We start from the raw sequence: 12,027 nt of genomic DNA on the forward strand, positions 1-12,027 counted from the left end.
CGGGCCGCGGTGATCTCGATCGCCACGAGCCTGCAGGAGTCGAAGCTGGAGAACCTGGGCCACCTCGGCGACGCCAACGACCATGACTCGCTGGGTCTGTTCCAGCAGCGCCCGACCTCGGGTTGGGGCACGCCGGAGCAGATCACCAACCCCGAGTACTCCACCACCGCATTCCTCAAGGGCCTCAAGCAGGTCGACGGGTGGCAGGACATGGCGCTGACCGACGCCGCGCAGACCGTGCAGGTCTCGGCCTACCCCGATGCCTACGCCCAGTGGGAGCAGCAGGCCACCGACCTGGTCGCCCAGCACTGGAACAGCTGACCCACCGCACCACCGCACGACATCGACCGCTGGCCGGCACCCCACCCGGGTGCCGGCCAGCGGCATACCCACGACCGAATCTTGGACAGTTCCCGTCACCGGTGAACGGAAACTGTCCAATATTGGCGACGCACGGCGGGGGCGCCCGGGTGGGGGAACAAGGTCGGGCCTGGGCTGGTTGTGGACAGTGTCGGTGTGATCCAGTGTCCCCGGGCCTCACCTAATACCGCCCTCGCGGAATACCGTTCGGCTGGAACCGCGTCGCGCCACTCGCCGAGAGGCGACCTGCACACCGACACCAACGCCGCCCCCAGCCCACCGGCCGGGGGCGGCGCTGTCTTTCCACCGACGGAGTCTTGGACTGCGGGTGGGGCGAACGCGGACGGCCCCCGCCTCGCCCGGAGGGCGGTGGTGGGGGCCGTCGACGGATCGGTCGGTCAGGTGGCGCTGATCGTGCCGGTCAGCAGCAGGGCGAGGACCAAAGTGCCCAGCGCGACCCGGTACAGCACGAAGACGTACAGGGTGTGGTGGGCGACGTAGCGGAGCAGCCAGGCGATGGCCGCGTACCCGATGCCGAAGGCGATCACGGTGGCCACGATCATCTGGGCGACGGTGGGTGCGGACGTGCCCGGGGCGGACGGTTCGAAGACGTCCCCGAGGCTGAACACGCCGGACATGACCACCGCCGGGATGGCCAGCAGGAACGAGTACCGCGCCGCCGCCTCCCGGGTCAGGTTGAGCAGCAGCCCGGCGGTGAGCGTGCCCCCGGAGCGGGACACCCCCGGGATCAGCGCCATGGCCTGGGCGAAGCCCATCACCACGCCGTCCTTCATGCGGAAGTTCTCCAGGGTGCGGGTCTGCCGCCCCCAGTACTCGGCGAACGCCAGCACGAACGCGAAGACGATCAGCGTGGTCGCGACGACCCACAGGTTTCGCCCGGCGGTCTTGATCTGGTCCTTGAACACGAAACCGAACAGCCCGATCGGGATCGAGCCGACGATGACGTACCAGCCCATGCGGTAGTCGAGGCTGGAACGGACCGACTTGTCCCTGATGCCGACCAGCCAGGTCCGGGTGATCCGCCAGATGTCCTTGGCGAAGTAGATCAGCACGGCGGCCTCGGTGCCGAGCTGGGTGACCGCCGTGAACGACGCGCCCGCGTCGCGGTCAAAGAAGATCGCCGAGGTGATCCGTAGATGCCCCGACGAGCTGACCGGAAGGAACTCGGTCAATCCCTGGACGATGCCCAGGACGATGGCCTCGACCCAGGTCACTCGCCGACTCCTGAGAGGTCGAGCGCCTCGGCGACGGTACGGAGGGTCTGCACACCGCTGTCCCGGTCGGCCACGAACAGCGTCACCGACAGCGTGGTGACGCCCGCGGCGGCGTACTCCCGCATCCGCTCGGCGATGCGCTCCTTCGGGCCGAGCAGTGAGGTGCGGTCGATGAACTCCATCGGCACCGCGGCGGCCGCGTCACGCTGCCGCTTGGCCAGGTACAGGTCCTGCACCTCGCGGGCGGCGTCGCCGTAGCCCATCCGGGTGGCGAGCTGGTTGTAGAAGTTCTGCTGCCGGCTGCCCATCCCGCCGACGTAGAGCGCGGCGTACCAGCGCACCAGCTCGGCGCAGGAGGCCACGTCGTCGCCGACCACCACCGGCACCGAGGGCACCACGTCGAAGCCGGCCAGTTCCTTGCCGACCTTGGCCCGCCCGGCGCTGACCGCGGCGAGATGCTCGTCGGCGAACTCCGGGGCGTAGAACACGGCCAGCCAGCCGTCGGCGATCTCGCCGGCCAGCTCCAGGTTCTTCGGGCCGACCGCGGCCAGGTAGATCGGGATGTGCTCGCGGGGCGGGTGGAAGCCCAGCCGCAGCGCCTTGCCGGGGCCGTCCGGCAGCGGCAGTGTGTAGTGCTCGCCGTCGTACGCCACCTCCTTGCGGGCGATGGCCAGCTTGACGATGTCCACGAACTCGCGGGTCCGGGCCAGGGGCTTGGCGAAGCGCACCCCGTGCCAGCCCTCGGAGACCTGCGGGCCGGAGACGCCGAGGCCGAGCCGGAACCGGCCGCCGGAGAGCGCGTCGATGGTGGCGGCGGTCATCGCGGTGGCGGCCGGCGTACGGGCCGGGATCTGCATCACCGCGGCGCCCACGTCGATCCGTTCGGTCTGGCCGGCCATCCAGGCGAGCATGCTGGGCGAGTCGGAGCCGTAGGCCTCCGCGGCCCACACCACCGAGTAGCCGAGCCGGTCCGCTTCCTGGGCCAGCGCCAGGTGGTCTGCTGGCGTGCTCCACGCCGTCTGGTATCCGAGGCTGAGCCCGAGTCGCACTGGTCCTCCCCCATCCGTGGCACAGGTCGCATCAGGTTACGCAATGCCGTTTACGGCCTCGATCACCGGCTCGCCACCAATGATCCCCCGTCCGTCGGGGTACCCCCAGCCGGCGGAACCGGCAGAACTGGCAGAGATGACGGGAGCGAGGATATCGGTGGCGGCGGGTTCGAAATAAGGTTCACCCATGCAACAGCGACCGCTCGGCCGAAGCGGGCTGGCGGTTTCCCGGCTCGCGCTCGGCACCATGACGTGGGGCCGGGACACCGACGCCGACGATGCGGCCGCCCAGCTGAAGAGTTACCTGGACGCGGGCGGCAACCTGATCGACACCGCCGACGTGTACGGCGACGGGGACGCCGAGTCGGTGATCGGCTCGCTGCTGGGCACCCTCGTTCCTCGCGACGATCTGCTGATCGCCACGAAGGCGGGGTTGCGCCCGGGCAGCGGCCGGCGCCGTGACGGCTCACGGGGGCACCTGCTGCGCACCCTGGACGCCTCCCTGCGTCGGCTCGGCACCGACCACGTGGACCTGTTCCAGGTGCACGGGTACGACCCGGACACCCCGCTGGAGGAGACCCTGGCCGCGCTGGACCACGCGGTGGCCAGCGGGAAAGTCCGCTATGTCGGAGTGTCGAACTTCTCCGGCTGGCAGACCGCGCGGGCCGCCGCCTGGCAGACCGCCTGGCCGGGCCGGGCGCCGGTGGTCGCCGCCCAGGTGGAGTACTCGCTGCTGGAGCGGGGCGTGGAGCGGGAGGTGCTGCCCGCCTGCGAGGCGCTCGGCCTCGGCGTGCTGCCGTGGTCGCCGCTGGGCCGGGGGGTGCTCACCGGGAAGTACCGCCATGGCCGTCCAGCGGACTCCCGGGCCGCCTCGCCGCACTTCGAGCGGTTCGTCGCCACGTACCTGGAGCCGCGTTGCTCCAGTATCGTGGAGGCGGTGGCGACCGCGGCCGGCGGGCTGGGTGTGTCGCCGATGGAGGTGGCGCTGGCCTGGATCCGGGACCGGCCCGGGGTGACCGCGCCGATCCTCGGCGCCCGCACGGTCGGGCAGTTGCTCGGTGCGCTCCAGGTCGAGCGGATCACGCTGCCCGAGGAGATCACCACCGCCCTGGACGACGTCTCCGCCGTGCCGGTGGGCTACCCGGAGCGGGACGGCTAGCAGTTCCGGCCACACGCCCAGGGCGGGTCCGCCTCAGATCGCCGGCCGCTGGCCGGGGATGTCCCGGACGGCGGCGAGGAATCGTGCCTGGTCGTCCCGGGTCGCCGGGTTGACGATCCGGATCCAGGAACCGTCGTCGAACCCGATGGTGGACGGGAACTGCATCAGTCGCGCGGCGCTGTGGTCGCAGTCGACGCGGGTCACCCGGTGCCGCTCCACGCTCCACAGCACCCGGGGCTGACGGCGGTCCGGCCGGCCCTCGTCCGGGCGGCGGCCCATCCGCAGCAGGTGCAGGTGCGTGTCGGTCACCACCAGCGGCGTGCCGGTGTAGCGCTCCAGGAAGAGCAGCAGGCTGCCGGCGAGGCTGGCCAGCTCACCGCTGAAGACGTACCGGCGCTGGTAGGCGATCTCGGCGAGCTGGTCGGCCAGCGGGCGGTACTGGCTGAGCCGGAACAGCGCCCGGAAGGCCTCCTGCTCGGGCGTCAACGGCAGCGGTTGCCGGGGCTCGGCGCCCTGGCGCGGCGCCGGCAGGCCGGCGTCCGGGTCGGCCGCGTCCGCGACGCCGCCGGCGAGCGCGGCGGCCTTGCCGGGGAGCAGCAGGACACCCGCGGCGATCCGCAACGGTGTCAGCACGGCGTCCACCCAGACCACCGGGTTGACGATGTTGAGCAGCCCGAACAGCGCCCGGGGTTCCAATGACTCGGCCACGGCCTCGGACATCGTGTCGGCGAACTGGCTGCCCGTCCGGTGCATCTCGTCTGCCCGGACAGGCGCCAGCCCAACGTAGCGGACCTCCTGGTCGGGCAGCAGCGGTGCGACCAGGGCGCGTTCCGGCTCGTCGCTGGTGCGGAACTCGTCGCGCAGCTCGCGGGCTTTGTCCCGGGCCGCCCGCGCACCGCCGAGCACCGCGTCGGTCAACCGACCGAGCCGGCCCCGCTCCCCTGACGTCACGCCTTACCTCCTCGACCGGCCTAACGGCCCGCCGGCTGGTTCGCGGGCGGCTGCCCGAAGACATTCTGGTCGATCCAGTCGGCACCGCCCTGCACCGCCTGGTCGATCTGGTCGCTGACCTGCTCGCTGCCGGGAACGGAGAGGCCGCTGGTGAGGGCGACGGACCCCCAGGTGACGCCGTGCACGATGGAGTTCGGCACGTTCCACGGCAGGTTGGTCGCCCAGTCCCGGGCGATCACCCGGGCGCCGTCGGCGACGCCGTGCGCCCGCAGCGCGGCGGCCCTTTCCAGGGCGCCCATGTCGAACGGTGAACCCGACTTGCCCAGCTTGTAGGTGCCCTTCGCCGGGTCGAGGACCTTGTGGTGCCACTTGTCGGCCTTGCCGGCGGCGCGCCGCTTGTCGGCGTACTTCTGGCCGGTGCGCAGCTTCTTCTGCATGTCGACGAGCTTGTCGAGGTGGTTGCGCAGCTTGCGCAGGTACAGCATGACCCGCTGGAGCAGGCGGATGACCTTCTGCAGGTGCGCCGCCAGCGGCCTGATGATCTTCAGCATGCGGGTGAGCACGATCAGGCCCCTGGTCACGGCGACCCCCATGCCCGCCACCCAGGACGCCCCGGCGGTGAACGGCGCCATCAGCAACGCCGTCACCAGCGTCACCAGCAGGAAGTTCACGAACTCGACGCAGAGGTCGACGAGCACGTCGTGCACGGTCTGCAGACCGTCGGCGACGCTGCGCAGATACTCCGCGGTGGCGGCGAACTGCTCGGCGACGTCGAGCAGTTGCTGTTCCACCTCGGCCAGCCGCTGGCCGTACGCCTCACCGGCGGGCGAGCGCCACCCGGGCTGCGCGGCCTCGCGGTCGCCGCGGTGCACCTGCGCGAGGTCGCGCACCTGCCCGGCCAGCGCGTCCCACTCGGCGGCCTTCGCGCGCAGCACGGCGGGCTCGCCGTCGACCATGTCGACGAGCTGGATCAGTGGCCAGGCGAGAGTGCGGCAGACGCTGTCGACCGCGGCCTCCACGCCGGAGAGTGCGTTGTCGAGGCCGTTCCACAGCTGGACGGCGCTGCCTGCCGGCCCGCTCATCCGGGCAGCCCCGCCTGGATGGCCTTGAACCCGCCGTCGAGGTCCTGCTCGTTGCGCTCGTACGTCTCGACCGTGTCGGCCAGCGCGCTGGCGACCCGGCCGAACGCGGCGTTGGCCGCGCCGAACAGCTCCACGCCACCGGCGACCTGCTCGGCGTACTTGCCGCGGAGCATGTCGCTGGCGAACGGCAGATGACCGAAGGCGTCCGACGGCACGTCACCGGCCGAGACGATCTGACTCTCCAGCGCCGCCAGCGAGCTGGCGACCCGCTTGGCGGCTGTCTCCAGTCGACGGACCGCCTGCACGTCGACCTCGATGTCCGGCGCCATGCCGTTCCTCCCCCGTGTGTTCAGCGCACCGACGATACGATTCCCCGACCGTCGGGCACCACCCCGGTGCACGGTCCACGGGGGAGGAATCTCATGACTGACCCGATGTCCGCGTTCGACGCGCTCGCCGGACGGATCGCCGACATCGAACGCCGGTTCGCGGGCCTGGGCGACGACCTGGCCGACCTGTCCGGCACCGCGAGCGACGAGAGTGGCCTGGTCTCCGCGACCGTCGACGCCACCGGCGTGCTCACCGGCCTCAACCTCGCGCCCGCCGCGCTGCGCGCCGGCACCGAGGGGTTGGCGGAGCTGGTGCTCGACGCGTACCAGCGGGCCCGCACGGCGGCCACCGAGCGGGTCGAGGAGCGCACCGAGGGGTTGGGCGTCGAGCTCGGCGCGGGCCTGACCGACCTGTTCGGCAAGCCCGGTGACTTCTCGGCACTGGGGCGCCTGGAGGAGACCATCGGCCGGCTCGGGCGGCTGGACGACCGCCTGCCGGGTTCACCGGCATGACCTCGCCGACCTGGCCGGAGATCGTCGTGCGACTACGGGACACCGTTGCCCGCTGCGACCGCGACACCGACCTGGAGCTCACCGCCGCGGCGCGGGGGATCCGGCTGCTGGTACGCCGCGACGTGGTTCGGGCGCTCTGCCCCGGCTACGACGAGGCACGCCTGGCCGCGCTCGGCTGGCGCCGCCCGACCGGCGACGCGCACTGGTGGTACGAGTCGCCGCGCACCCCGGAGCAGTTGGACCGGCTCAGCATGGTGGTGACCCGTACGGCCGCCGAGGTGCTGACCGACGCCCCGGGCGCGCTCTCCTGCCGACCCGTGCCACCGGCCACCCGCCCCACCTCGGAGGTGCGGCCGGTCACCCCCGGGCCGGCGCCGACCGAGGCGGCGGAGCCGGGGGTGGTGGCGCTGCTCGCCGCGGCCGTCGACCGACGCGACCTGCCCGGATACCTCGGCGTGCTGGCCGGCGCCATGGTGTGCGTGCCGCTGGCCGGGGAACCGGCGGCGGACGGCGACTTCCCGTGGACGGTGGTCGGCGATGCGACGGGCGCGCCCCTGCTGCCGGTCTTCACCTCCTCGCAGGCCCTTGCCGCGTTCGCCGGGGACGGCGTGCCGTTCGTCGCGCTGCCCTGCGCCGAGCTGCTCGAGGACTGGCCGGACGAGTCGTGGGGGCTGGCGGTGGACGTGGGCAGTGCCCGGGCGGTCACCCTGGCCGCGCCGGCGCTGGCCGTCCTGCTTACGGCGAACGCCTCGGCCGGGTAGGGGCAGGGATCAGGCGGCGGCGCCCAGGGCGGCACGAACCACGCACGGCAGCGGCCTTGGTCACCCCGCCGGGGGTGGCGAAGGGCCGCTGGGCTGGGCAGCATGGGTGGCATGGACTACGAATACGCGCCGCTGCGGTTGCCGCCGAACGTCGACCGGTTGACCGCCGCGGCGCAGTTGGCGATCCAGGCGGAGTTCTCCGGATGGGAGTTGGCCCGGGTGCGGCTGTTCCGGGACGGCACCCGGCAGGTGGTGCTACGTCGGCGACGGGCCAACCAGCCGCAGCCGGGCCTGTCGTACTGACGCCCGGTCGGGCCGGGGGCGCGACGCCCGGGGCCCGGCCGTGATCGGTCGGGCCCCGGGCGTGTCACGGCCTAGTGCTGATGGCCGGCGTGGTCGTGGTCGTGGTCGTCGTCGAGCTCCAGGAACGGGTGCTCGTCGAGGCGGCCGACCAGCCGGTCGTCGGCCGCCGGCTGGAACGGGCCGACCGCGTCGTCGTCGTCGAACGACTCCAGGTCGACCGGGGTGCCCACCTCGCTGACCATGACCACCCCGTCGAGCGGCTCCAGCTCGGGGACGTCCAGCGCGCCGAGCGAGCCGTCGCCGCTCTGCAGCAGCTCCAACACCGCCTCACCGACACCCTCCACCGGCGCCGGCTCGTCGTCCTCCGGGGTGCCCTCGCGGCGGGCCGCCTCGGCCACCCGCAGCAGCGCGGAGATGCTCGGCACCCGGTAGTCGCGGCGCTGGCGCACCGAGATCACCCGGGGGTGCGGGTCGCTGGCCTCGCCTGCCTCGGCGCCGCCGAAGCGCTCGTCGGCCTCGTCCGGGTCGATCGAGTCGACGTCCCACGGCGTCACCTCGCCGAAGGCGTCGAGCAGCCGCTCGTCGTAGGCGTAGGACGCGTTGTTCAAAGCCACGTACGCCTGCCAGACGTCGTCGTCGTCGACGCGGCCCTGTGCGGCACGTACGGCGGCCAGGTGGTGGCGGGCCGCTTCGATCACCCGCTCGAGAGCGGCGTCCAGCTCACCATGCTGGTCGGTCATGTGGGGCAGTCCCTTCACGATGGGGAGGGTCCGAGCCGGGTGCGGCTACCGGACACGGCTAGCAGGTGCGGAGGAACCGGTCGAGTACCCGCACGCCGAACTGTAGTCCGTCGACCGGAACGCGCTCGTCGATGCCGTGGAACAACGCGGAGAAGTTCAGGTCGGCGGGCAGCCGCAGAGGGGCGAACCCGAAGCAGCGGATGCCGAGCTGCGAGAACGCCTTGGCGTCGGTGCCGCCGGAGAGCATGTACGGCACCGGCCGCGCGCCCGGGTCCTCGGCGCGCAGCGCCGCCGACATGGCCTCGACCAGGTCACCGTCGAAGGTGGTCTCCAACGCCGGCTGCCGCTGCACGTACTCGATCGCGATGTCCGGGCCGACCAAGTCGCGCAGTTGGCGCTCCAGCAGCTCGGACTGGCCGGGCAGACTGCGGCAGTCGATGGTGGCGGTGGCCCGGCCGGGGATCACGTTGTCCTTGTAACCGGCGGCCAAGCGGGTCGGGTTCGCCGTGTTGCGGATGGTCGCGCCGATGATGTTGGCGATCGGGCCGAGCTTGGCGATGGCCGTCTCCGGGTCCTCCGGGTCCAGCTCGATGCCGAGCAGGTCGGAGACCTCCTCGAGGAAGGCCCGCACGGTGTCGGTGACCACCACCGGGAAACGGTGCCGACCGATCCGGGCCACCGCCTCGGCGAGCGCGGTGACCGCGTTGTCGTCGTGCACCATCGAGCCGTGCCCGGGACGGCCTTTGGCGTGCAGCCGCAGCCAGTCGATGCCCTTCTCCGCGGTCTCGATGAGGTAGAGCCGCTGACTGCCGTTCACCGAGTACGAGAAACCACCGACCTCACCGATCGCCTCGGTGCAGCCGTCGAAGAGCTCCCGGTGGTTGTCCACCAGGTAACGCGCGCCGTAGTCGCTGCCCGCCTCCTCGTCGGCGGTGTACGCCAGCACGATGTCGCGCGGGGGGCGTACGCCGGTGCGCTGCCAGTGCCGCACCACGGCCAGCACCATGGCGTCGAAGTCCTTCATGTCGATGGCGCCCCGACCCCACAGGTAGCCGTCGCGCAGTTCGCCGGAGAAGGGGTGCACCGACCACTCGTCGGCGTCGGCGGGCACCACGTCCAGGTGGCCGTGCACCAGCAGGGCACCCCGGCTCGGGTCGGTGCCGGGGATCCGGGCCACCACGTTCGCCCGGCCGGGCGCGGACTCGTGCAGCACGGACTCCAGGCCCACCTCGGCGAGCTTCTCCGCCACGTATTCGGCCGCACGACGCTCACCGACGCTGGTGTCGTTGTCCCCCGTGTTGGTGGTGTCGATACGCAGCAGGTCGCGGCAGAGGTCCACGACCTCTGCGGTGGGTTCCGGTCGGGCGGGGGCGGCATCGCTCGTCATCGCCTCTTCATACCAGCCCGAGCTGGCCGGCGGGCCGGCGCACCGGCCGAGGTGGGCCGGGCATTCAGGGCGGCGGATACGGGAGACGGTTTCGCCGGGCCCGCCTTCGGGTACCGCCGCCCACGACCGCACGTCCCCTGCCGGAGCTTCCGCCCGCCAGTCGAGGAGGGCACCATGTCCGCCGTTTCCCTGCCGCCGCTGCCGCCCACGCCCGAGGAGGGCTACCGGCCCGGCGGACGCAGCATCGCCGACATCGTGGACCAGGAGCACCGGCAACTGCTGGCGTTGCTGGACCAGTTGACCGGCGCCGACGCCGCGCCGCAGGACGGGCTCGCGGTGCTCACCGCCGCGTTGTCGCGGCACCTCTCCGCGGAGGAGCAGTACCTGCTGCCGGCGGTGCGCGCCGCGCTACCGGACGCGGCCGAGCGGGTGGACGCCGAGATCAACGCCGACGCGGCGCTGCTGGGCACCCTCAAGGCGCTGAGCGACGAGACGCTGACCGAGGTCGCCGAGCGGGTTCGCCGACACGTGCACGGGGTCGGCGCGCTCGTCGCGGAGCTGCGCGCGGTGGCCACCGAGGAGGAGCTGATCCGGCTGGGCAACCGGCTGGAGATCGCCGAGGAGGCGGCGCCGACCCGACCGCACCCGGGCACCCCGGCCACGCCGCCGTGGAACCGGATCGTCGAGCCGGCGGTGGGAGTGGTGGACAAGGTGCGCGACGCGGTGACCGGCCGGCCGACGTACCTGGCGGACCTGCCGGAGCCACCGCGCGGCTGAGGAGCGGCGACACCCACCGATGCATTCAGCCTCACCGATCCGTCCGGACCCTTCCGCCGACTGCGGCGTAGTCCTACCGTCACGGTATGAACCTGGAGCTGCGACACCTACGGGTGGTCTGCGCGATCGCGGAGACGGGGAGCGTGACCAAGGCGGCGTCGGCGCTCGGCCTGGCCCAGCCGGCGCTCACCGCCCAGCTCCAGCGGATCGAGCGGACACTGGGCGGGCCGCTGTTCGACCGGGACCGCCGCGGCGCGCGGCCCACCGCGCTCGGTGAGCTGGTGCTGGCCCGGGCCCGGGTGCTGCTGCCGGCGATGAAGGGCCTGCAGGACGAGGCGGCCCGGCTGGCCTGCGGCGGGGAGGCGCCGCGCTGGTACCGGTTCGGCGGGGTGAACAGCCCGATCCTGGGGCGGTTGGTGCACCGGCTGGCCGCCGAGCAGCCGCCCGCGCAGATCACCACGTACGCGTCCTGGTCGGTGGACGAGTTGGCGCAGTTGGTGGCCGGCGGCCGGTTGGATTTCGCGCTCACCGGGGTGTGCGGTGACGCCGTCCCGTCGGCCGAGTTCGGGTTGAGCTGGCGGGAGGTGGCCGTCGACCCGGTGCTGGTGCTGCTGCCGGAGACCCATCCCCTCGCGGCGCGCGACGAGGTGCGGTTGGGCGACCTGCGCCACGAGCAGTGGGTGGCCGCGCCGGGCGACGGCTGCTTCGGCGACTGCTTCGCCGCCGCCTGCGCCCGCGCCGGCTTCACCCCCCGCAAGGTGTACGAGACCGACGTGCGGGGCTGCGTCGACCTGGTGGACGCCGGTGAGGCGGTGGCCCTGTGTCAGGCGACGTTCCGCCTGGTGGACGGGCTGGTCACCCGACGGCTGGCCGGGATACCGCTGCGCTGGCGGCTGCTGCTGGGCTGGCACCCGGACTCGCCCGCCGCCCAGGGGGCGGAGCTGGTGCTGGAGACGGCCAAGGCCGCGTACACCGACTCACTGGCCCCCCACCCCAGCTACCTGGCCTGGCTGCTGCGCAATCCCGGGTTCGGCGTCCAACAGCCCAGCCGGGTCTGATCCACCGTTGGTGGGGTATCTGGCGGACATGACCGACCTCTACCCGCCCACCGGCGACCGGGACCTGCTCCACCAGGCGGCCGCCGCGCACACCGCCGCCATCCGCGAGACGGAGGCGTTCCTGCGCCGGCTGCCGGACGTGCCCGACCCGGCCGACATCGCCGAGTACGCCAACCTGCTCAGCCGCGAGGAACGGAGCCGCGGCGAGCGGGACGCCGCCGCCGACGCGGTCGGGCTGACCATCGGCAGCCTGGAACCCGATCAGGCCTGACCAGGCTCGACGCGACGGTGCCGTCCCTGCCCGGGACGGCACCGTCGAGCGT

At 72.7% G+C, this 12,027-nt stretch carries 14 protein-coding genes and 1 pseudogene; 8 read left to right on the forward strand and 7 right to left on the reverse strand.

Annotation, left to right across the window (positions count from 1 at the left end):
• Nucleotides 1-321 (forward strand): annotated as a pseudogene (locus ACWD5O_RS26975) (hypothetical protein); the annotation flags it as partial.
• Nucleotides 322-758: 437 nt separating this feature from the next.
• On the opposite strand, the gene ACWD5O_RS26980 reads toward ACWD5O_RS26975, so the two are convergent.
• Both ACWD5O_RS26980 and ACWD5O_RS26985 read right to left on the reverse strand, forming a co-directional pair.
• Complete coding sequence (locus tag ACWD5O_RS26980; protein WP_450006404.1) at nt 759-1,595, reverse strand: undecaprenyl-diphosphate phosphatase; 837 nt, start codon at nt 1,593-1,595, stop codon at nt 759-761.
• Complete coding sequence (locus ACWD5O_RS26985) at nt 1,592-2,644, reverse strand: LLM class F420-dependent oxidoreductase (RefSeq protein WP_354967701.1); 1,053 nt, start codon at nt 2,642-2,644, stop codon at nt 1,592-1,594. Before ACWD5O_RS26985 ends, ACWD5O_RS26980 begins: the two co-directional genes overlap by 4 nt.
• Nucleotides 2,645-2,831: 187 nt before the next feature.
• Here ACWD5O_RS26985 and ACWD5O_RS26990 point away from each other — a divergent pair, with 187 nt between their 5' ends.
• Entirely contained in the window at nt 2,832-3,803 is a 972-nt protein-coding gene (locus ACWD5O_RS26990; RefSeq protein ID WP_450006400.1) for an aldo/keto reductase, read from the forward strand.
• Between the two features lie 33 nt (nt 3,804-3,836).
• Here the strand turns inward: ACWD5O_RS26990 and ACWD5O_RS26995 are convergent, their stop codons facing one another.
• The 3 genes from ACWD5O_RS26995 to ACWD5O_RS27005 are packed head-to-tail and all read right to left on the reverse strand — an operon-like array spanning nt 3,837 to nt 6,165.
• Complete coding sequence (locus ACWD5O_RS26995) at nt 3,837-4,754, reverse strand: hypothetical protein (RefSeq protein WP_450086946.1); 918 nt, start codon at nt 4,752-4,754, stop codon at nt 3,837-3,839.
• A gap of 20 nt (nt 4,755-4,774) precedes the next feature.
• Nucleotides 4,775-5,836, reverse strand: a complete 1,062-nt coding sequence (locus ACWD5O_RS27000) for a WXG100 family type VII secretion target (RefSeq protein ID WP_354967698.1) — start codon at nt 5,834-5,836, stop codon at nt 4,775-4,777.
• Nucleotides 5,833-6,165, reverse strand: coding sequence for a hypothetical protein (locus ACWD5O_RS27005; RefSeq protein WP_354967697.1), 333 nt, complete (start codon nt 6,163-6,165; stop codon nt 5,833-5,835). The genes ACWD5O_RS27000 and ACWD5O_RS27005 overlap by 4 nt, the downstream gene beginning before the upstream one ends.
• A 93-nt stretch (nt 6,166-6,258) precedes the next feature.
• Between ACWD5O_RS27005 and ACWD5O_RS27010 the strand changes: the two genes are divergently transcribed.
• From ACWD5O_RS27010 to ACWD5O_RS27020, 3 genes are all read left to right on the forward strand, one after another.
• Complete coding sequence (locus tag ACWD5O_RS27010; protein ID WP_450086947.1) at nt 6,259-6,678, forward strand: YbaB/EbfC family nucleoid-associated protein; 420 nt, start codon at nt 6,259-6,261, stop codon at nt 6,676-6,678.
• A complete protein-coding gene (locus ACWD5O_RS27015) occupies nt 6,675-7,439 on the forward strand; it encodes an SseB family protein (RefSeq protein ID WP_450006390.1) in 765 nt (254 codons plus the stop codon). The genes ACWD5O_RS27010 and ACWD5O_RS27015 overlap by 4 nt, the downstream gene beginning before the upstream one ends.
• A gap of 111 nt (nt 7,440-7,550) precedes the next feature.
• On the forward strand, nt 7,551-7,742 hold the full coding sequence (locus ACWD5O_RS27020; RefSeq protein ID WP_089021145.1) for a DUF5703 family protein: 192 nt from the start codon (nt 7,551-7,553) through the stop codon (nt 7,740-7,742).
• Between the two features lie 71 nt (nt 7,743-7,813).
• Here the strand turns inward: ACWD5O_RS27020 and ACWD5O_RS27025 are convergent, their stop codons facing one another.
• On the reverse strand, nt 7,814-8,482 hold the full coding sequence (locus ACWD5O_RS27025; RefSeq protein WP_354967694.1) for a hypothetical protein: 669 nt from the start codon (nt 8,480-8,482) through the stop codon (nt 7,814-7,816).
• A 58-nt stretch (nt 8,483-8,540) separates the two neighbouring features.
• Nucleotides 8,541-9,869, reverse strand: a complete 1,329-nt coding sequence (locus ACWD5O_RS27030) for a M20/M25/M40 family metallo-hydrolase (protein WP_450086948.1) — start codon at nt 9,867-9,869, stop codon at nt 8,541-8,543.
• 174 nt (nt 9,870-10,043) lie between these two features.
• On the opposite strand from ACWD5O_RS27030, the gene ACWD5O_RS27035 reads away from it, so the two are divergent.
• The 3 genes from ACWD5O_RS27035 (at nt 10,044) to ACWD5O_RS27045 (ending at nt 11,975) form a co-directional block, all read left to right on the forward strand.
• Entirely contained in the window at nt 10,044-10,646 is a 603-nt protein-coding gene (locus ACWD5O_RS27035; protein WP_450086949.1) for a hemerythrin domain-containing protein, read from the forward strand.
• A gap of 86 nt (nt 10,647-10,732) precedes the next feature.
• Nucleotides 10,733-11,704, forward strand: a complete 972-nt coding sequence (locus tag ACWD5O_RS27040) for a LysR family transcriptional regulator (RefSeq protein WP_450086950.1) — start codon at nt 10,733-10,735, stop codon at nt 11,702-11,704.
• A gap of 28 nt (nt 11,705-11,732) precedes the next feature.
• A complete protein-coding gene (locus tag ACWD5O_RS27045; RefSeq protein WP_387328053.1) occupies nt 11,733-11,975 on the forward strand; it encodes a hypothetical protein in 243 nt (80 codons plus the stop codon).
• Nucleotides 11,976-12,027: the final 52 nt, after the last annotated feature.

The organism is Micromonospora sp. NPDC005161, assembly GCF_053599855.1.

What these genes read in the sequence shown, in the direction of transcription:
- ACWD5O_RS27040 (WP_450086950.1), top strand. Translation starts at nt 10,733, where the DNA reads ATGAACCTGGAGCTGCGACACCTACGGGTGGTCTGCGCGATCGCGGAG.
- ACWD5O_RS27015 (WP_450006390.1), top strand. Translation starts at nt 6,675, where the DNA reads ATGACCTCGCCGACCTGGCCGGAGATCGTCGTGCGACTACGGGACACC.
- ACWD5O_RS26990 (WP_450006400.1), top strand. Translation starts at nt 2,832, where the DNA reads ATGCAACAGCGACCGCTCGGCCGAAGCGGGCTGGCGGTTTCCCGGCTC.
- ACWD5O_RS27010 (WP_450086947.1), top strand. Translation starts at nt 6,259, where the DNA reads ATGACTGACCCGATGTCCGCGTTCGACGCGCTCGCCGGACGGATCGCC.
- ACWD5O_RS27025 (WP_354967694.1), bottom strand. Translation starts at nt 8,482, where the DNA reads ATGACCGACCAGCATGGTGAGCTGGACGCCGCTCTCGAGCGGGTGATC.
- ACWD5O_RS27020 (WP_089021145.1), top strand. Translation starts at nt 7,551, where the DNA reads ATGGACTACGAATACGCGCCGCTGCGGTTGCCGCCGAACGTCGACCGG.
- ACWD5O_RS27045 (WP_387328053.1), top strand. Translation starts at nt 11,733, where the DNA reads ATGACCGACCTCTACCCGCCCACCGGCGACCGGGACCTGCTCCACCAG.
- ACWD5O_RS27005 (WP_354967697.1), bottom strand. Translation starts at nt 6,165, where the DNA reads ATGGCGCCGGACATCGAGGTCGACGTGCAGGCGGTCCGTCGACTGGAG.
- ACWD5O_RS27030 (WP_450086948.1), bottom strand. Translation starts at nt 9,869, where the DNA reads ATGACGAGCGATGCCGCCCCCGCCCGACCGGAACCCACCGCAGAGGTC.
- ACWD5O_RS27035 (WP_450086949.1), top strand. Translation starts at nt 10,044, where the DNA reads ATGTCCGCCGTTTCCCTGCCGCCGCTGCCGCCCACGCCCGAGGAGGGC.
- ACWD5O_RS27000 (WP_354967698.1), bottom strand. Translation starts at nt 5,836, where the DNA reads ATGAGCGGGCCGGCAGGCAGCGCCGTCCAGCTGTGGAACGGCCTCGAC.